The sequence below is a fragment of the Actinocrinis sp. genome (assembly GCF_035605935.1).
Taxonomy (GTDB): domain Bacteria; phylum Actinomycetota; class Actinomycetes; order Streptomycetales; family Catenulisporaceae; genus Actinocrinis.
Genome location: NZ_DATNGK010000062.1, coordinates 67,752 through 87,050 on the forward strand (window position 1 = coordinate 67,752; position 19,299 = coordinate 87,050).

Consider the following 19,299-nt stretch of genomic DNA (forward strand, 5'->3'; position numbering starts at 1 on the left):
GTCATCACGCTCCGAAGAAACGCTTGACGTGCTCCAGACCTTCCACGAGCGCGTCAACGTCCGCCTTCGTGTTGTACACGGAGAACGAAGCGCGTGTGGTCGCCGGGACGCCGTACCGCACACACACCGGCCGAGCACAGTGCTGTCCAACGCGCACCGCGATGCCCTGCTCGTCGAGGACTTGGCCGACATCGTGCGGGTGGATTGCGCCGAGGGCGGGCGATTCGAGCGTGAACGAAATCGCCGCCCCGCGGTCCTCCGCCGTGTCAGGTCCGATAATCTTCAGGCCCTCGACCTGCTTGAGCCGATCGATCGCGTACGTGAGGAGTTCGTGCTCGTACGCGGCGACGTTCTGCATGCCGAGCGCGCTGAGGTAGTCCACGGCCGCGCCGAGCCCGACCGCCTCGGCGATCGGCGGCGTGCCAGCTTCGTACTTGTGCGGGATCGGGGCGTAGGTGGTCGTCTCCATGGAGACGGTCTCGACCATCTCGCCGCCGCCGAGGAACGGGGGCAGCTCCTCCAGCAGCTCCGCGCGGCCCCACAGCACGCCGATGCCGGTCGGGCCGAGCATCTTGTGGCCGGTGAACGCGACGAAGTCGGCGCCCAGTTCGCGCACGTCCAGCGGCAGGTGCGGGGCGGACTGCGAGGCGTCGACCACGACCAGCGCGCCGACCTCGTGAGCGCGGCGCACGATCGCGTCGATCGGGTTAAGCGTGCCGAGGATGTTGGAGACGTGCACCACGGCGACGACCTTGGTGCGCTCGTTGACCACCTCGTCGAGGTTCGACAGGTCGAGCCGGCCGCCGTCGGTCAGGCCCAGCCAGGCCAGCTCGGCGCCGGTGCGCGCGGCGGTCATCTGCCAGGGCACGATGTTGGAGTGGTGCTCCATCTGCGTGATCACGACGCGGTCGCCGCGACTGATGCCGTAGGTCTCGCCGGCCCAGCCGAGCACGTTCGCGACGAGGTTCAGCGCCTCGGAGGAGTTCTTGGTGAAGATCACCTCGCGGCGGTCAGCGTTGATGAACCGGGCGACCTTGTCCCGCGCGCCCTCGTAGAGCGCGGTGGCCTCCTCGGCCAAGGTGTGCACGCCGCGGTGCACGTTGGCGTGGTGATGCTCGTAGTACTCGGACATCGCGTCGATGACCTGGCGCGGCTTCTGCGAGGAGGCCGCCGAGTCGAGGTACACCAACGGCTGGCCGTCCTGGACGCGGCGCTCCAGGATCGGGAAGTCCTTGCGCACTAGCTCCACGTCGAAGGTCGTCATGCCGCCTCCTTGACGCCTGTGTACTTCTCGTAGCCCTCGGCCTCCAGCACTTCGGCCAGCTCCGCGCCGCCGGACTCAACGATCCGGCCACCCGCGAATACGTGCACGAAGTCCGGCTTGATGTACCGCAGGATCCGCGTGTAGTGGGTGATCAGCAGGGTGCCAACCTCGCCGGTCTCACGCACCCGGTTGATGCCCTCGGAGACGACACGCAGCGCGTCAACGTCGAGCCCTGAGTCGGTCTCGTCGAGCAGCGCGATCTTCGGGCGCAGCAGCTCCAGCTGAAGGATCTCGTGCCGCTTCTTCTCGCCGCCGGAGAAGCCCTCGTTGACCGAGCGCTCGGAGAACGCCGAGTCCACCTGAAGCCGCTCCATGGCGGAGTTGACTTCCTTGACCCAGGTGCGCAGCTTCGGCGCCTCGCCGCGGATCGCGGTGGCCGCGGTGCGCAGGAAGTTCGACACCGAGACACCCGGCACTTCCACCGGGTACTGCATCGCCAGGAAAATCCCAGCGCGGGCCCGCTCGTCCACGGTCATGGACAGCACGTCCTCACCGTCGAGCAGCACCTGCCCGGAGGTGATCTGATACTTGGGGTGCCCGGCGATCGAGTAGGCGAGGGTGGACTTGCCGGAGCCGTTCGGGCCCATGATCGCGTGGGTCTCGCCCTGCTTCACGGTCAGGTCGACACCTCGCAGGATTTCCTTCGGGCCGCCTTCGGCGTCGACGGAGACGTGCAGGTCGCGGATTTCCAGAGTGGCCATCGGTTATCAAAGCTCCACATTGACGGCGACGTACACGTCATCGCCTTCGATCTTGACGGGGTATACGGGGACCGGCTCCACGGCGGGCAGGCAGGTCGGCTTGCCGGTGGCCAGCGAGAAGGTTGAGCCGTGCAGCCAGCACTCGATCTCGCCGTCCACGACCTCGCCTTCGGACAGCGCGACGTTCGCGTGCGAGCAGACGTCGTGTATGGCGTGGACCTTGCCCTCGCTGGTGCGCACGACGGCGACCGGGGTGCCGTCGACGTCCACCGCCTCGGGCTTGTCCTCCTCGAAGTCGGACACCGTGCCGATCGGGTGCCACACGGGCTCACGGCTCATGCGATCGCCCCTGCCGCTGGGGCACTGAGGGTCCGGGCGAGCTCCGCCTCGACCTTCTCCATCAGCCGCTCCTCGACATCGGAGATGCCGATCTGCGAGATCACGTCCGCGAAGAAGCCGCGCACCACCAGCCGGCGCGCCTCGTCCTCCGGGATGCCGCGGGCCTGCAGGTAGAACAGCTGCTCGTCGTCGAAGCGGCCGGTGGCGGAAGCGTGCCCGGCTCCGATGATCTCGCCGGTCTCGATCTCCAGGTTCGGCACCGAGTCGGCGCGCGCGCCGTCGGTGAGCACCAGGTTGCGGTTCAGCTCATAGGTGTCGGTACCCTCGGCAGCCGCCCGAATCAGCACGTCGCCGATCCATACCGTGTGCGCGTCAGTGCCCTGCAACGCGCCCTTGTACGTCACGCGCGAGCGGCAGTTGGGCACCGAATGGTCCACGAAGAGGCGATGCTCCAGGTGCTGGCCGTCGTCGGCGAAGTACAAGCCGAGCAACTCAGCGTCTCCGCCCTGGGCGGCGTACCGCACCCGCGGAACGATCCGGACCAGATCGCCGCCGAAAGTCACGTTCACGGACTTGAAGGTCGCATCCCGGCCGAGCAGCGCGTTCTGCTGCGCCAGGTGCACGGCGTCGCGGTCCCAGTCCTGAACGGAGACGAAGGTGACCTTCGCGCCGTCGCCGATGAGCAGGTCCACGTTGGCCGACCGTGTGCCGGTGCCGGTGTGGTCGAGCACGATGACGGCCTCGGCGAACGGCTTGATGTCGAAGACCAGGTGAGAGAAGGCGGTGCCGCCCTCGGCGTGGATGTTGGCCCGCAGCGGCTCGGCGAGCTTGGTCTCCTTGGCGACCGTGACGATGGTGACCTTGTCAGCCTTCTGGTGCGCGTACGCGGCCGCGAGGTCCATCGGCGCTCCGGCCTTGGCCGCTCGCGGGTCGTCCGGGCCGACCTGCTCGCTGCTCGAGCCCTCCGGCAGTTCCCAGGTGACCTTGGCGCTGCCGTCGTCGCTCGTGCCGTCCTCGTGCAGGCCGCGCAGCCGCGCCAGCGGCGTGAATCGCCAGTCCTCCTCGCGACCGGTGATCGCCGGGAAGGCGGCCGGGTCGAAGGAGGTGAACCGCTCGCCGCGCGAGGTCAGCACCTCAGAGTGGGTCTTGCCGGTGCCTGGGCCGGCTAGCGGCACACCCGCGCCTGGAGCGGCCACCGTGACCGCCGCCGCGGTGGTCGCGCCGCGATTGACCGCGCCACCGCTATTCATCTCAGCCATCCGTCGTCTTTCGTTCTCGCCTCGAAGCTCTGCCACGCCCAACCCCGCGCCGTCGGACCTCAGCCGACCGCGCCTTCCATCTGCATCTCGATCAGCCGGTTGAGTTCGAGCGCGTACTCCATCGGCAGCTCGCGGGCGATCGGCTCGACGAAGCCGCGCACGATCATCGCCATCGCCTCGTCCTCGGTCAGGCCGCGGCTCATCAGGTAGAACAGCTGGTCCTCGGAGACCTTCGAGACCGTGGCCTCGTGACCCATCTGCACGTCGTCCTCGCGCACGTCCACGTACGGGTACGTGTCGGACCGGCTGATCGTGTCCACCAGCAGCGCGTCGCACTTCACGTTGGACTTCGAGTGGTGCGCGCCGTCCTGGATCTGGACCAGGCCGCGGTACGAGGTACGGCCGCCGCCGCGGGCCACCGACTTGGAGATGATCGTCGACGAGGTGTACGGCGCGGCGTGCACCATCTTCGAGCCCGCGTCCTGGTGCTGGCCCTCGCCGGCGAACGCGATCGACAGGGTCTCGCCCTTCGCGTGCTCGCCGAGCAGCCAGACCGCCGGGTACTTCATGGTGACCTTGGAGCCGAGGTTGCCGTCGATCCACTCCATGGTCGCGCCCTCGTGCGCCGCCGCACGCTTGGTGACCAGGTTGTACACGTTGTTCGACCAGTTCTGGATCGTCGTGTACCGCACCCGCGCGTTCTTCTTCACCACGATCTCGACGACCGCGGAGTGCAGCGAGTCCGAGGAGTAGATCGGCGCGGTGCAGCCCTCGACGTAGTGCACGTACGAGTCCTCGTCCGCGATGATCAGGGTCCGCTCGAACTGGCCCATGTTCTCGGTGTTGATCCGGAAGTAGGCCTGCAGCGGGATGTCCACGTGCACGCCCGGCGGCACGTAGATGAAGGAACCGCCGGACCACACCGCCGTGTTCAGCGAGGCGAACTTGTTGTCGCCGACCGGGATCACGGTGCCGAAGTACTCGCGGAACAGCTCCGGCTGCTCTCTGAGCGCGGTGTCGGTGTCCAGGAACAGCACGCCCTGGCGCTCCAGGTCCTCGCGGATCTGGTGGTAGACCACCTCGGACTCGTACTGCGCCGCGACGCCCGCGATCAGGCGGTTCTTCTCCGCCTCCGGGATACCGAGCTTGTCGTAGGTGTTCTTGATGTCCGCGGGCAGCTCGTCCCAGGACGCGGCCTGCCGCTCGGTGGAGCGCACGAAGTACTTGATGTTGTCGAAGTCGATGCCGGACAGATCGGCGCCCCAGTTCGGCATGGGCTTGCGCTCGAACAGGCGCAGGCCCTTGAGCCGCAGCTTGAGCATCCACTCCGGCTCGTTCTTGAGCGCGGAAATCTCGCGCACGACGTTCTCGTTGAGGCCGCGCTTCGCGGCGGCTCCGGCGACGTCCGAGTCGGCCCAGCCGAACTCATACCGGCCCAGGCCCTCGAGCTCGGGATGCGTAGTCGTCATGCTGAGACTCCTTCGGACTGTTCGGAGGGTGATGCCTGCTTTTGCCCGGCCGCTGAGGCAAGGCCGGGAATGAAGGTGGTGCATACGCCGTCGCCATGGGCGATCGTCGCGAGCCGCTGAACATGGGTACCCAGCAGTTCGGCGAAGACTTGGGTCTCGGCCTCGCACAGCTGAGGGAATTCCTCGGCCACGTGCTGGACCGGGCAATGGTGCTGGCAGACCTGCGCGCCCTCGATCGGCCGCTTGCCGGGAACGGGCACCGAGGCCGTGGTCCGCGTGGACGCCGCGTAGCCGTCGGCGGTCAGCGCCTCGGCCAGCAACTCCGGCCGCTCGGCCGGTTTGGCTCCCGCCAGCAGCGTCCGATAACGCTCAGCCAGCCCGCCGAACCGGCGCCGCGCGAACGCGTCGACCGCGCTCTCGCCGCCGTTCTCGGCGATGAACCGCAGCGCGTCGATCGCCATGTCGTCGTAGGTGTGGTGGAAAACCGAACGCCCGGTGCCAGTCAATGCGAACACCTTCGCCGGACGCCCGCGCCCGCGGTGCCCGTAGACTCGCTGCTCGCGCGCCTCGACCAGGCCCTCGGCCAGCAGCGCGTCCAAGTGACGCCGCACGCCGGCCGGCGTCAGACCCAGCCGGACCGCCAAGTCGGCCGCAGTACTCGGGCCGTTGGCCAAGATCAGCCGGGCCACCCGGTTACGGGTGCCGACCCGGTCCTCAACACCCGAGTCGGGGGCGAACGCAGGCAGGTCGGAACAGGCGGACGGCTCCGCCTGCGACTGCGCTCCACTCGCTCCCACGATTTCCACAACACCATTGTGGTCTTATTACTTCCACGGCCACAACTAAGGTTCACCTAACTTTTAGCGATCTTCTACCGGCCGTCGTAACAACAGGTACCCGCGTGAATCGACGCCTGGAAACGGACCGTAGACTCGCAGCATGCACGCAGCGCAACCATCAAGCGCTCACCCTTATGCCGTCGAGATCACCGGGCTGGTCAAGCGATACGGCGAGAAGACCGCTGTTCAGGGCCTGGATCTGCGCGTCGAGCACGGCTCGCTGACCGCGGTCCTCGGGCCCAACGGGGCCGGCAAGACCACCACGATCGAGTGCTGCGAGGGTTACCGCAGGCCGGACGGTGGCACGGTGCGCGTGCTGGGGCTCGATCCGGTCGCCGATGCCGCCACCTTGCGCCCGCGCATCGGCGTCATGCTTCAGTCCGGCGGCATCTACCAGGCCATTCGCGCGATGGAGATGCTGCGGCACGTCGCCTCTCTCTATGCGAATCCGTTGAACGTAGACGCGCTGGCCGAACGCCTCGGCCTCGATTCCTGCGGCAAGACGCCGTTCCGCAGGCTCTCCGGCGGCCAACAGCAGCGTCTCTCGCTCGCCCTAGCAGTGGTCGGCCGCCCTGAGCTGGTGTTTCTCGATGAGCCAACTGCCGGACTCGACGTGCAGGCCCGGCACGCCACCTGGGAACTGATCGAGCAGCTGCGCCAGGACGGCGTGACTGTGGTGTTGACCACACACCTGCTCGACGAGGCCGAACGGCTGGCCGACAAGGTCGCGATCATCGATTCCGGGCGCGTCATCGCCTACGACTCACCGCAGCAGCTGGCCAGCTCCGTCGTCGCACAGGACTCAATCCGCTTCGAGGCGCCCTCAGGCCTGGACCTGACGGACCTTCTGATCGCCGTCGCGCCTGGCTGTAAGGCGTTCGAACCGGCACCGGGCAGCTACCGTGTCGAAGGCGAGGTGACGCCGGACACGCTCGCCGCGACCACCGCATGGTGCGCGAGGCTCGGCATCATGCCGCGCAACCTGGCGATCGAGCAGCGCTCCCTGGAAGACGTGTTCCTTGATCTGACCGGAAGGGGACTGCGGTGACCGCGCCCGCCGAGTCGATGCCCAGCACCGCCGTCGTCACGGGGCTGCGTCAGCCCGGCGCCTTCCACCCAGACCCGCGCCCGGCCGCCCCGGTGCGGATGATCCTCGCGCAGGCTCGGCTGGAAACCAGGATGCTGCTGCGCAACGCCGAGCAAGTGCTGCTCGCGATCGTGATCCCAGCCCTCATGCTCATCGCGTTCTCCGCGGAACCCCTCGGAATCGTGACCGGCACCAGCCGGATCGACTACTTCGCGCCTGGCATTCTCGGTGCGGCGGTGCTCTCGACCGCGTTCGCCAGCCAGGCGATCGCGACCGGTTTCGAGCGGCGCTACGGCGTGCTCAAGCGACTGGGCGCGACCCCGCTGCCGCGCTGGGGGCTGCTGGTCGGCAAGGCGCTCTCAATCCTCGCGGTCGAGTGCGTACAAGTGGTGCTGCTGGTCGCCATCGCGCTGGTGATGGGCTGGCATCCGCACGGCGATCCGTTCGCGGTCCTCCTGCTGATCGCGCTCGGCACCGCGACATTCAGCGGCCTGGCCCTTTTACTGGCCGGTTCGCTGCGCGCCGAGGCCACTCTCGCCCTCGCCAACTTCGTCTTCCTCGTCCTGCTCGCGATCGGCGGCGTGGTGGTGCCGCTGGACAAGTTCGGGCACGGCGCGCAGTCCGCGCTGCAGTTCCTGCCGATCGGCGCGCTGACCAACGGCCTGCGGGACGTGTTGCAGCACGGTTCGGCGCTGCCATGGGGTCCCGCGGGGATCCTGGCAGCGTGGACCGTGGTCGCGATCGCCGCGGCCGCCAAGACCTTCAAGTGGGAGTAGCCGCCGATGACTGACACGACGGCAAAAACCGATGTCCCGCTCAACGAGACACCGACGACCCGCCCCGCCGTCTTGCTACGCCGCCCCTCGGCCCGCATGGTCCAGCTCGCCTGCCTCAGCACCTTGATCGCGAATACGTTGATCGTGGTGACCGGCGGAGCGGTGCGGCTGACCAACTCCGGGCTCGGCTGCCCGACGTGGCCCGAATGCACGGCCGGCTCCCTCGTTCCCGTTCCCTCGCTCGGCTACCACGGCGTCATCGAGTTCTCCAACCGCCTGCTGACCTACGCGGTGACCGCTGCCGTCGCGGCCGCCATCATCGCCACGATGCGGCAACGTCCCCGTCGTCCCGCCCTCGTCAGGCTGTCCTGGGCGCTGTTCTTCGGCGTCGTCGCGCAGGCGATCATCGGCGGGATCTCGGTGCGCACGCAGTTGGCGCCCGGTTGGGTCGCGTTCCATTTCTGCTTCTCGATCGGCATGATCGCGGTCTCGTGGCTGCTGTGGGTACGCAGCCGAGAAAGTGATGCGCCCGCGCAGCCGCTGCTGCGCAGAGAGCTGATCTGGCTGGCCCGCACCCTCGTCGGCGCGGCCGGCGCGGTGGTAATCGTTGGCACGCTGGTCACCGGAACCGGCCCACACGCGGGCGCTCTCGACGCGGCGCGGCGCCTGCCGTTCAAGCCGGTCGAGATCACGCAGGCTCATGCCGACCTGGTATTCATCGTCGTCGGACTCACCATCGCACTCTGGTTCGCACTCAAGGCAACCGACGCCCCGGCGGCGACCGTGCGCGCGACCCGTGACCTGTTCCTCGTCCTCGTCGCGCAGGCCGTGATCGGCTACACGCAGTACTTCACCGGCTTACCTGCCTGGCTGGTGCTGCTGCACATGACCGGAGCGTGCCTCACTTGGATCGCCGCATGGCGCATCCTGACCTCTATGCGCGTGAGACCGGAACCAGGACCAGCGGACTTATAGCAGTCTGTCCCGCTCAGCAGGACACCCTGCCTTTCCCCACCCGACTAACCGCCGGCCGCCGTCCCGCTTTGCCCATACAAACCCGCGCGATGACATCTCCGCGACGCGGCCGGACTACAGCGGCGAGTCTCGTTCACAACGGCTCTCGACCATAGACGCCCTTGCGCGCTGGGAGTCTCGCGATAGCTTCGCCGACGGCAGACGAGGGCAACGCGGGACACGCGTGCACAGGTTTTTCACGCCACCACACGCAAACGGGTGAAACACCGAAAACACCCGCCATACAACCCCGAAACCCCGGAAAATAGAGCGCACCGACCGGACACCGCTACCTCACGCGAGCGGAACCATATGCGGCGCAACAAGGGAGAACCGGCGGGTTCGCTGGTACCCGCTTTTCTGAAAAATCCGTGCACGCGTATCCCGCGTTACCCGCAACCGCCGTCGGCGAAGCTATCGCGAGACACCCAGCGCGCAAGAGCGTCTGTGGCCCAGCGCCGTTGTAAACGAAACTCGCCGCTGCACTCAAGCCGCGTAGCGGAGATGTCATCGCGCGGGTTTATTGGGGAAAAGCAGGACGGCGGGCGGCGGTTCGAGGGTGGGGAAAGCGGGTTGTCCAATTGAGCGAGACAACGTCAGCCGAGTTCGTAGTCCAGCCAGAAGTGGTGCGTGCCATCCTCGTCAATGGACAGGCCGCCGGTTCCGGAGATGCCCTCAAGTTCGCCGGTGCCGCTGGTCGGGACGATTACGAAGTACTCGCCTTCGCGGTTCTCGCCGTGCGTGGTCGCGGAGTGCGCGAAGTTGAACGCCCCGGAGCGCCCTGCGACTGAGCCCTCGAACGACTCCATCGCGACATACGTCCCGACGCCGGCCTTCTGGTCATACGCGGAGACGAAGACGGTGGCGGAGCGCCCCTCGATCTCGCCTTCATAGTGCTTCAACATCGTCGCCACACCGACATCCAACGCGGTCTTGAAGTCCGGGTCCGGAGCCACGGGGCTCGGCACGAAGCTGGCAACAGTGAATGTTCCGGAAGCTCTCACCGCGCGATCGTAGCGTGCGGGCCGCTGGTATGGCGGACTGCTATTCGCCTGGTGAGGCGAGGAAGAGCGTTGCGGCGCCGGCGAGCATGACGTTCACGTCGGTGGGTGACAGGTAGCACGACTGCCCGCGCTGCAACTCGAGAGTCTGGTCGCCGCTGATGGCCGTGGCCTCACCTTTAACAGAGAGGAGGATGCGCGGCAGTCCGTCTCCGGGGGCGGTGAGTGGCATCGATGGCTCGACGTTCAAGCGGCGCAGCCGGAACTCGGGAACCGGCGTCTCGAACTCTTCGACGCCGGGCGCGATCTGACGCGCGGTCAGGATCGGGACCGCGACCTCTGGGTCGAGTACCCGCACCAGCTCGGGGACGTCGATGTGCTTCGGGGTCAGTCCGGCGCGGATGACGTTGTCCGAGTTAGCCATCAGCTCGACGCCGGTCCCACGGATGTACGCGTGGACGCCGCCAGCGCCCATGAACAGCGCCTGTCCTGGCTGTACGACCGCATGGTTCATCAGTAGCGAGCAAACCAGGCCGATATCGCCGGGGTGATCCTTTGCCACGCGAGTGACCGCGTCGTATGCGGCCTGGAATTCGGACGGCTCGGCGGCCAGGCGCGTCGCTGCCTCGACTACATCACCGACCAGTGCGGCGCGCTCGGCTTGCGGCCAGGACAGCAGCGTGGCGAGCACGCGTGCGACGGTGGTGGGCTTGGGGTCGGCTCGTAGGTCGCCGCTGAGGGCTGCGAGTGCGTCGACTTCGAGCTGGGAAAGGATCTCGGCGGCTTGCGGCGCGGACCTCAGCCCGGCCAGGACCTCGAACGGCGTGAGCGCGCAGAGGATTTCCGGTTTCGGCCAGTCGTCCACGTACACCCGCTCTCGGGCGTCGCGCGGCACGCCCCGGGCTTCCTCGGCCGTGAATCCCGCCTCGGCCTGCGCTCGATCCGGGTGCAGCTGGATTGAGAGTGCCTTTTTCGCGGCGAGGATCTTGAGCAGGAACGGCAGGCGTCCGTTGAAGCGCTCGGCTGTCGCCGCTCCGAGCTCGACTTCGGGAGCGGCGGCAATGGCCTGGTCGAGCGACACTTCGCGGCCGCCGCGGATCAGTCGCGAAGGGGCGGTTGGGTGCGCGCCCATCCACAGCTCGGCTTGCGGCGCGCCGGTGGGATTGTCGACGCCGAGCAACCGTGGGATCGCGGTCGGCGAACCCCAAGCGTACGGCTGGACAGTATTGCGCAGCAGATCCACGGCCGTCCCCGGCTAGTGGTGAATCAGCGGGTCGATCGCGGCGCAGACGAACAAGAGCGCGAGGTAGGTGTTCGAGAAGTGGAACATCCGCATCGGGCGCAGCGCGGTTCCGGCGACACCCTTGCGGGCCGACCAGTGCAACCGGTGCGCCTCAGCGATGAACACCGCACCGAGCAGCGCCGCGCCGATCGTGTAGACCAGCCCGGTGTGCGCGATCGGCCACAACGCGAGCGAGCACCCGACGGTGGCCCAGGTGTACAGCAGCATCTGCCAGGCGACGTGCCGCTCGGTCGCGACAACCGGCAGCATCGGCACCTTGGCGGCCGCGTAGTCCTCGCGGTAACGCAGCGCCAACGCCCAGAAGTGCGGCGGGGTCCACAGGAAGACCACCAGGAACAGCACTACCGGCGGCCAGGCCAGGTGGTTGGTCACCGCGGTCCAGCCGATCAGCGTCGGGAAGCAGCCGGCCGCGCCGCCCCACACGATGTTCTGCGCGGTGCGCCGCTTGAGGATCATCGAGTAGACGACGACGTAGAACACGTTCGCGGCGAGCGCCAGGCCGCTGGAGAGCCAGTTGACCAGAAAACCGAACCACAGCGTCGAGATAACGCCCAGGGCCAGGCCGAACACGACCGTCTGCTGCGCGGTCACCCGGTGGCGAGGCAGCGGGCGGCGGCGGGTACGGCGCATCTCGGCGTCAATGTCGCGATCAACCCAGCAGTTGAGCGCGTTGGCACTGCCCGCGGACAAGTAGCCGCCGACGGTCACCGCGAGCACCAGCCAGAGCGAGGGCACGCCGTGCGCCGCCAGGAACATCACCGGAATCGTGGTGACGATCAGCAGCTCGATGATCCGCGGCTTGGTGAGAGCGACGTAAGCGCTGAGGGTTTCGCGCCAGGCTGCTTTCGCTGACGAGTCGTCAGCAATGGGCATTGTGACGACGTCGGTATCCGGCGCGGGTGCGGCGACCGGCACCGCGGTCAACACCGGGTGGGACTCGACGGCTGTCACAGGCGGGCCTCAATTGCTGCTGACGAGTACAACTTGATTCGACGAAACTCTAGACCCCCGCCGCGCGGCGCTCGGCAGCGGGTCGCGTGGATTCACCGCGCTGACCCGGTCGGCCCCGCTGAACGGGTCAGTGGCCGGTTGAGGGGTAGGGTGACCCTCGAGATAACAGAATCAATGCATCGCCGCGCGGGGCCAGGCTGTTTCCGCACTCCACACAGCCCTGGTTGGCAGCGTCGCCGTCCGCCCCGACGCGCTGACGCTTTCATCCAGGAAAGGACGCGCGCGTTACTGTGAGCACGCCCACCCCCTTCGAGTGGACCGAACTGGACCAGCGGACCGTGGACACGGTCCGGGTCCTGGCGATGGACGCGGTGCAGAAAGTCGGCAACGGCCACCCCGGCACCGCGATGTCGCTGGCCCCGGCGGCCACCCTCCTCTTCCAGAAGCACCTGCGCCACGACCCGGCCGACCCCAAGTGGGCCGGCCGCGACCGTTTCGTCCTGTCCCCCGGTCACTCCAGCCTGACGCTTTACATCCAGCTGTACCTGTCGGGCTACGGGCTCACCCTCGACGACCTCAAGTCCTTCCGCACCTGGGGTTCCCTGACGCCGGGTCACCCGGAGCACGGGCACACCGTCGGCGTCGAGACGACCACCGGTCCGCTCGGCCAAGGCCTGGCCAACGCGGTCGGCATGGCGATGGCCGCTCGGTACGAGCGCGGCCTGTACGACCCGGACGCGGCCCCCGGGGCATCCCCGTTTGACCACCGGATTTACGCGTTCGCTTCGGATGGTGACCTGGAAGAGGGTGTGACGAGCGAGGCGTCGTCGATCGCGGGCACGCAGAAGCTTGGCAACCTGGTCGTCATCTACGACGACAACCACATCTCGATCGAGGGCGACACCAAGGTCGCCTTCACCGAGGACGTGCTCAAGCGCTACGAGGCCTACGGCTGGCACACGCAATCGGTCGAATTCACCACGGCGGACGGGTACGTCGAAGACGTCGAGGCGCTGCACAAGGCGATCCGCGCGGCTGAGAACGAGACCGATCGGCCGTCGATCATCCGGCTGCGCACCATCATCGCCTGGCCCGCGCCGAAGCTGCAGAACACCGGCAAGGCACACGGCTCCGCGCTCGGCGAGTCTGAGGTGGCGGCGACGAAGGAAGTGCTGGGTTTTGACCCTCAGCAGCATTTCGAGGTGGCTGAGGAGGTTTTGGCCCACGCGCGCAAGGTCGGCGAGCGGGGCAAGGCGGCGCGGGAGTCGTGGCGCGAGGGATTCGAGGCTTGGCGCTCGGCCAACCCGCAGCGCGCCGCCGAGTTCGACCGGATCGCAAGGCGGGAACTGCCTTCGGGTTGGGACGCCAAGTTGCCGCAGTTCCCGGCCGGAAAGGACATCGCCACCCGCAAGGCCTCCGAGGCCGCGATCCAGGCGATCGCGGAGCAGCTGCCCGAGTTCTGGGGCGGTTCGGCTGACCTGGCGGAGTCGAACAACACCACCATCAAGGGTGGCTTGTCTTTCTTGCCGTACTACGAGGAGGACAACGAGTTCGGCGGCTCCTCGCCGTACGGGCGGATCCTGCACTTCGGCATCCGCGAGCACGCGATGGGCTCGATCCTCAACGGGATCGCCCTGCACGGCAACACCCGCGTGTTCGGCGGCACCTTCCTGGTGTTCTCCGACTACATGCGCCCTGCGGTGCGCCTGGCCTCGCTCATCCACCTACCGGTGACCTACGTGTGGACGCACGACTCGGTGGGCCTCGGCGAAGACGGCCCCACGCACCAGCCGGTCGAGCACTACGCGGCGCTGCGCGCGATCCCCGGATTCAACTTCGTGCGCCCGGCCGACGCGAACGAGACGGTTGCGGCTTGGAAGGCGACCCTGGAGCAAGACGGCCCGGTCGGCCTGGCGCTGAGCCGGCAGAACCTGCCGGTGTTCGACCACGAGGCCCTCGGCGCGTCGCTCTCCGTTAACGAAGGCGTCAAGCGCGGCGGGTACGTCTTGGCGGAGGCGAGCGGCGGCGCTCCGCAGCTCATCCTGATCGGCACCGGCTCCGAGGTACAGCTGGCGGTGGCTGCGCGGGAGAAGCTGGAGGAGTCCGGCGTGCCGACGCGCGTCGTCTCGATGCCGTGCGTGGAATGGTTCGACGCGCAGGATGCGGGTTACCAGGAGTCGGTACTGCCGAAGTCGGTCAAGGCGCGCGTCGCCGTGGAAGTCGGTGTCGCGCAGCCGTGGTACCGGTTTGTCGGAGACGCCGGCCGGATCGTCTCGCTGGAGCACTATGGCGCCTCGGCCGACTTCGCGACGCTGATGCGCGAGTTCGGCTTCACCGCCGAGGCCGTGGAGGCGGCCGCCAGGGAATCGCTCGCCGCGGTTGGTGCTTGAGTCTAGGGGAGATGAAAATTCATGAGTGAGCGTCTTGAGAAACTGTCCGGCGCCGGAGTAGCCATCTGGCTGGACGATCTGAGCAGGGAGCGCATCGAGTCCGGCAACCTGGCGGCCTTGATCAGCGAGAAGAACGTGGTGGGTGTTACGACGAACCCCACGATCTTCCAGAAGGCGATCAGCGGGTCGGCGATCTACAACCCGCAGATCCGTGAACTGGCGCTGCGCGGCGTCGACGTGCATGAAGCGCTGCGGATGATCACGACCCGCGACGTGCGCGCCGCGGCTGAGATCCTGCGGCCGGCCTACGACGCGTCCGAGGGCCAAGATGGCCGGGTCTCGATCGAGGTGGACCCGAGCCTGGCGCACAAGACGGCGCCGACCGTCGCCGAGGCCAAGCAACTGTGGTGGCTGGTGGACCGGGAGAACGTGTTCATCAAGATCCCGGCGACCGAGGCGGGCCTGCCCGCCATCACCGCGACCCTCGCGCACGGCATCAGCGTCAACGTCACGCTGATCTTCTCGCTGCAGCGGTACAAGGCCGTGATGGAGGCTTACCTCGACGGCATGGAGCAGGCCTACGCCAACGGCTACGACCTGTCCAAGATCGCGTCGGTGGCCTCGTTCTTCGTCTCGCGGGTCGACACCGAGATCGACAAGCGGCTGAAGAAGATCGGCACCCCGGAGGCCACGGCTCTGCTCGGTAAGGCGGCCGTCGCGAACGCGCGGCTGGCTTACCAGGCCTACGAGGAAGTGTTCGGCTCGGAGCGCTGGAAGGCGCTGGCCGCGAAGGGCGCCAAGCCGCAGCGGCCGCTGTGGGCGTCGACCGGCGTGAAGGACCCGGCGTACAAGGACACGATGTACGTCGACGACCTGATCGTCGCCGGCGTCGTGAACACCATGCCGGAAGCCACCCTCGACGCCGAGGCCGATCACGGCGACCCGAGCAGCGACGCGGTGCACGGCACCTACGAGGACGCACACAAGGTGATCGCCGACCTCGAGGCGCTGGGCGTCTCGTACGACGACGTGGTCCAGGTGCTCGAGGACGAGGGTGTCGAGAAGTTCGAGGCCTCCTGGAAGGAACTGGTCGAGGCGGTACGCGCCGAACTCGAGAAGGAGGCGGCGTCAGCGGTGGACCAGGGGGAGAAGGCCGCGTGAGCACGCAGTCTCCCAGCGCGGCCGCCCCAAAGGCGGCCGCCGCTGCAAGTACCCACGAGGGCGGCTTCAGCGAGTCGATCGCGCATCGGCAGATGAACGCGCAGGAGCACGCCGGCACTGACTGGGCCAACCCGCTGCGTGACGCCCAGGACCGGCGGCTGCCGCGCATCGCCGGGCCGTGTGGCCTGGTGATCTTCGGCGTGACCGGCGACCTGTCCCGCAAGAAGCTGATGCCGGCCATCTACGACCTGGCCAACCGCGGCCTGCTGCCCCCGGGCTTCGCCCTGGTCGGCTTCGCCCGGCGGGACTGGGAGAACCAGGACTTCGCGCAGGTCGTCTACGAGGCGGTCAAGGAGCACGCGCGGACCCCGTTCCGCGATGAGGTGTGGAAGCAGCTGTCTGAGGGCTTCCGCTTCGTGCCCGGCGAATTCGGCGACCAAGCCGCCTTCGAGACTCTCAAGGCGACCATCGAGGAGCTCGACCGGCTGCGCGGCACCAGCGGCAACCATGCCTTCTACCTGTCGGTTCCGCCGAAGTTCTTCCCCGGCGTGGTCAAGCAGCTCAAGGAGTCCGGCCTGGCCGAAGGCGGCGAGAACACCTGGCGCCGCGTGATCATCGAGAAGCCGTTCGGGCACGACTTGGCCAGCGCCAAGGAGCTCAACAAGGTCGTCAACGATGTCTTCCCGCCCAAGTCGGTCTTCCGCATCGATCACTATCTCGGCAAGGAGACGGTGCAGAACATCCTGGCGCTGCGCTTCGCCAACGAGATGTTCGAGCCGATCTGGAACCGCAACTACGTCGACCACGTGCAGATCACCATGGCCGAGGACATCGGCATCGGCGGTCGCGCGGGCTACTACGACGGCATCGGCGCGGCCCGTGACGTGATCCAGAACCACCTGCTGCAACTCATGGCGCTGACCGCGATGGAGGAGCCCACTTCCTTCGACGCGGACGCGATCTTCGCCGAGAAGGTCAAGGTGCTCTCGGCGGTGCAGCTGCCGGAGGATCTGGGTTCGCACACGGTGCGCGGCCAGTACGCCAAGGGCTGGCAGGGCGGCGAGAAGGTCATCGGTTTCCTCGACGAGGACGGGATCGCCAAGGACTCGATCACGGACACCTACGCCGCGATCAAGCTGGAGATCGACACCAGGCGCTGGGCCGGCGTGCCGTTCTACCTGCGCACCGGAAAGCGGCTCGGCCGCCGGGTCACCGAGATCGCGGTGGTCTTCCAGCGCGCGCCGCATCTGCCGTTCACCGCCACCATGACCGAGGAACTGGGGCAGAACGCACTGGTCATCCGAGTCCAGCCGGACGAGGGCGTGACCGTGCGGTTCGGCTCGAAGGTCCCGGGCACCTCGATGGAGGTGCGTGACGTGTCGATGGACTTCCAGTACGGCGAGGCGTTCACCGAGTCCTCCCCCGAGGCCTACGAGCGGCTGATCCTTGACGTCCTGCTGGGCGACCCGCCGCTGTTCCCGCGACTCGAAGAGGTCGAACTCGGCTGGGAGATCCTCGACCCGATCGAGGATTTCTGGGCGAAGAACGGCAAGCCCGCGCAGTACGAGGCCGGAACCTGGGGCCCGGCCGAGGCCGACGAGATGCTGGCCCGCGATGGACGCTCCTGGAGAAGGCCATGATCATCGACCTGACCGACACCAGCGCGAGCAAGATCGGCGCGACGCTGGTGCAGGCGCGCCGCCGGGCCGGTTCGCCGACCACCGGGGCCGTGCTGACGCTCATCATCTCCACCGAGGAGCGGCACCACTACGACGCGATGAAGGCGGCCAGCGCGGCATCGCGCGAGCACCCGGCTCGCATCATCGTCGCGGTGGCCCGGCCCGAGGTGGCGCGCACCCGGCTCGACGCGGAGGTCCGGGTCGGTGACGACACCGGACCTGGGGAAGTCATCGTGCTGCGGCTTTACGGCGAACTGTCCGCGCACGCGGACGCGGTCGTGATGCCGCTGCTGCTGCCGGACGTACCAGTCGTCACCTGGTGGCCGGACGAGGGCCCGGATGTGCCCAAGGACGACCCGCTCGGCCGGTTCGCGCAGCGCCGCATCACCGACGCGGCGGAGTACCACAAGCCGATGTCAAAGCTGCGCGCCCGAGCCGCCGGCTACACCCCCGGCGACACCGACCTTGCCTGGACCCGGATCACTCCGTGGCGCTCGATGCTCGCTGCCGCGCTGGACCAGTTCCCGCGCAAGATCACCAGTGCGGCGGTCTCCGGCGAGGAAGGCAACCCTTCGGCGCGCGTGCTGGCGGTGTGGCTGCGGCAGCGGCTCGGTGTCCCGGTCAGCCGGACCGCGGACGAGGGCCCCGGAATCACCGGTGTCGAGCTGATGACACCGGACGGCCCGATCGCGCTGACCCGCCCGGACGGTGAACTGGCCACCCTCTCGGTGCCCGGCCAGCCGGACCGGCCGGTAGCGCTCAAGCGCCGGGAGACCGCGGAGCTGATCGCCGAGGAGTTGCGCCGGCTCGACCCGGACGACGTCTACGCGAAGCTGCTGCACGACGTCGACGTGCCGTTCACCGAGCCGCTGAAGGTGGCCGGCCCGACCGTGGAGAAGGCGGCCAAGGAGGCGGCCAAGCTCGGCGAGCCCAAGCCGGTCCAGGTGGACGACGCAGCGGCCAAGGGGTCGTCTTGACTGCCGGAGCGACGCCGGAGCTCATCATCCACCGGGACGCGCCGCTTCTGGCCCAGGCGGTGGCGGCGCGGCTGGTGACCAAGCTGGTGGACGTGCTGGCCGCCAAGGACGAAGCGCATCTGGTGCTGACCGGCGGATCGGTCGGCATCGGCTCGCTGGCCGCGGTCGCCGAGTTGCCGGCGCGCGTCGCGGTCGACTGGAAGCGCGTGCACCTGTGGTGGAGTGACGAGCGCTTCCTGCCGGAAGGCGACCCTGAGCGCAACGTCACCCAGGCGCGTGGCGCCCTGCTCGACAAGCTGGACCTCGACCCGGCATTCGTGCACGAGATGCCGTCCACTAACGGTCCGGACGGCGACAACGCGGAAGCGGCGGCCGAGCGCTACGCGGCTGAACTGGCCCGCTACGCCGCGCCGGACAGCGACGTGCCGGAGTTCGACGTCGAGCTGTTCGGCATGGGTCCGGACGGCCACGTCGCGTCGCTGTTCCCGGAACATCCCGGCGTCTACGAGGAGGAGCCCGCAGTCATCGCGGTGCACAACTCGCCGAAGCCGCCGCCGAACCGGCTCTCGTTCACCTTCCGGGTGATCCAGAGCGCGCGTGAAGTGTGGGTCGTGGCGGCGGGAAGCGAGAAGGCCGCCGCGGCGCACATGGCACTGTCCGGTGGCGGCCGAGTGCAGGTCCCCGCGGCCGGTGCCCGAGGCCATGTCAGGACTCTGTGGTTGATCGATCGCGCGTGCGCGGCTGACCTGCCGCCGGGCCTCAACCGCCTCGCCTCGCCGTAACGCGGACAAGCGCAATAGCAGCGATCGCCGCAGGCGCCGCGCGCCCGAAAAAGCCGGGCACGCGGCGCCTGCGTCGTTTTGGATCGACCGGAAAGCGTACCGATTCTACTAGGTTCTAGTACAATCGGCTTCATGGCAACAGTCACTGTCAGCGAACTCAATCAGCAGACAGCGCGCGTGCTCGAGCGCGTCAAGAACGGCGAACCCATCACGGTCACGGAGTATGGGCGCGCCATCGCCCGGATCG

General features: G+C 68.0%; 18 protein-coding genes. 9 read left to right on the forward strand and 9 right to left on the reverse strand.

Annotation, left to right across the window (positions count from 1 at the left end; translation table 11 throughout):
* Positions 1–4: 4 nt before the first annotated feature.
* The 6 genes from VN779_RS05745 to VN779_RS05770 are packed head-to-tail and all read right to left on the reverse strand — an operon-like array spanning position 5 to position 5,838.
* Entirely contained in the window at positions 5–1,264 is a 1,260-nt protein-coding gene (locus tag VN779_RS05745; RefSeq protein WP_325720890.1) for a cysteine desulfurase, read from the reverse strand.
* The gene (gene sufC, locus VN779_RS05750) at positions 1,261–2,025 is read right to left on the reverse strand and encodes a Fe-S cluster assembly ATPase SufC (RefSeq protein WP_325720892.1); all 765 of its coding nucleotides are present in this window, start codon (positions 2,023–2,025) and stop codon (positions 1,261–1,263) included. The genes VN779_RS05745 and sufC overlap by 4 nt, the downstream gene beginning before the upstream one ends.
* A gap of 6 nt (positions 2,026–2,031) precedes the next feature.
* Positions 2,032–2,364, reverse strand: coding sequence for a non-heme iron oxygenase ferredoxin subunit (locus VN779_RS05755; RefSeq protein WP_325720894.1), 333 nt, complete (start codon positions 2,362–2,364; stop codon positions 2,032–2,034).
* A complete protein-coding gene (gene sufD, locus VN779_RS05760; protein WP_325720896.1) occupies positions 2,361–3,623 on the reverse strand; it encodes a Fe-S cluster assembly protein SufD in 1,263 nt (420 codons plus the stop codon). Before sufD ends, VN779_RS05755 begins: the two co-directional genes overlap by 4 nt.
* A 59-nt stretch (positions 3,624–3,682) precedes the next feature.
* Entirely contained in the window at positions 3,683–5,092 is a 1,410-nt protein-coding gene (gene sufB / locus VN779_RS05765) for a Fe-S cluster assembly protein SufB (RefSeq protein WP_325720898.1), read from the reverse strand.
* Positions 5,089–5,838, reverse strand: a complete 750-nt coding sequence (locus tag VN779_RS05770) for a metalloregulator ArsR/SmtB family transcription factor (protein WP_349260663.1) — start codon at positions 5,836–5,838, stop codon at positions 5,089–5,091. The genes sufB and VN779_RS05770 overlap by 4 nt, the downstream gene beginning before the upstream one ends.
* 193 nt (positions 5,839–6,031) lie before the next feature.
* On the opposite strand from VN779_RS05770, the gene VN779_RS05775 reads away from it, so the two are divergent.
* Genes VN779_RS05775 through VN779_RS05785 form a run of 3 tightly spaced genes read left to right on the forward strand, consistent with a single transcriptional unit; the run spans position 6,032 to position 8,769 of the window.
* Complete coding sequence (locus VN779_RS05775) at positions 6,032–6,979, forward strand: ABC transporter ATP-binding protein (protein WP_325720902.1); 948 nt, start codon at positions 6,032–6,034, stop codon at positions 6,977–6,979.
* Between the two features lie 17 nt (positions 6,980–6,996).
* The gene (locus VN779_RS05780) at positions 6,997–7,794 is read left to right on the forward strand and encodes an ABC transporter permease (protein WP_414639586.1); all 798 of its coding nucleotides are present in this window, start codon (positions 6,997–6,999) and stop codon (positions 7,792–7,794) included.
* A gap of 6 nt (positions 7,795–7,800) precedes the next feature.
* Positions 7,801–8,769, forward strand: coding sequence for a COX15/CtaA family protein (locus VN779_RS05785; RefSeq protein ID WP_325720906.1), 969 nt, complete (start codon positions 7,801–7,803; stop codon positions 8,767–8,769).
* Positions 8,770–9,404: 635 nt separating this feature from the next.
* On the opposite strand, the gene VN779_RS05790 is transcribed toward VN779_RS05785, so the two are convergent.
* Genes VN779_RS05790 through VN779_RS05800 form a run of 3 tightly spaced genes read right to left on the reverse strand, consistent with a single transcriptional unit; the run spans position 9,405 to position 11,985 of the window.
* Entirely contained in the window at positions 9,405–9,812 is a 408-nt protein-coding gene (locus tag VN779_RS05790; RefSeq protein WP_325720908.1) for a DUF3224 domain-containing protein, read from the reverse strand.
* Between the two features lie 40 nt (positions 9,813–9,852).
* The gene (manA, locus tag VN779_RS05795) at positions 9,853–11,052 is read right to left on the reverse strand and encodes a mannose-6-phosphate isomerase, class I (protein WP_325720911.1); all 1,200 of its coding nucleotides are present in this window, start codon (positions 11,050–11,052) and stop codon (positions 9,853–9,855) included.
* Between the two features lie 12 nt (positions 11,053–11,064).
* The gene (locus VN779_RS05800; protein WP_349260665.1) at positions 11,065–11,985 is read right to left on the reverse strand and encodes a heme o synthase; all 921 of its coding nucleotides are present in this window, start codon (positions 11,983–11,985) and stop codon (positions 11,065–11,067) included.
* Positions 11,986–12,353: 368 nt separating this feature from the next.
* Here VN779_RS05800 and tkt point away from each other — a divergent pair, with 368 nt between their 5' ends.
* The 6 genes from tkt to VN779_RS26325 form a co-directional block, all read left to right on the forward strand.
* The gene (tkt, locus tag VN779_RS05805; RefSeq protein WP_325720914.1) at positions 12,354–14,453 is read left to right on the forward strand and encodes a transketolase; all 2,100 of its coding nucleotides are present in this window, start codon (positions 12,354–12,356) and stop codon (positions 14,451–14,453) included.
* Between the two features lie 21 nt (positions 14,454–14,474).
* Positions 14,475–15,614, forward strand: coding sequence for a transaldolase (gene tal / locus VN779_RS05810; protein ID WP_325720916.1), 1,140 nt, complete (start codon positions 14,475–14,477; stop codon positions 15,612–15,614).
* A 92-nt stretch (positions 15,615–15,706) separates the two neighbouring features.
* Entirely contained in the window at positions 15,707–17,254 is a 1,548-nt protein-coding gene (zwf, locus tag VN779_RS05815) for a glucose-6-phosphate dehydrogenase (RefSeq protein ID WP_349260666.1), read from the forward strand.
* Positions 17,251–18,270, forward strand: coding sequence for a glucose-6-phosphate dehydrogenase assembly protein OpcA (gene opcA, locus VN779_RS05820; protein ID WP_325720920.1), 1,020 nt, complete (start codon positions 17,251–17,253; stop codon positions 18,268–18,270). Before zwf ends, opcA begins: the two co-directional genes overlap by 4 nt.
* The gene (gene pgl / locus VN779_RS05825; RefSeq protein ID WP_325720922.1) at positions 18,267–19,052 is read left to right on the forward strand and encodes a 6-phosphogluconolactonase; all 786 of its coding nucleotides are present in this window, start codon (positions 18,267–18,269) and stop codon (positions 19,050–19,052) included. Before opcA ends, pgl begins: the two co-directional genes overlap by 4 nt.
* Before the next feature lie 132 nt (positions 19,053–19,184).
* A partial coding sequence (locus VN779_RS26325) for a type II toxin-antitoxin system prevent-host-death family antitoxin (RefSeq protein WP_349260667.1) occupies positions 19,185–19,299 on the forward strand: 115 nt, incomplete at its 3' end.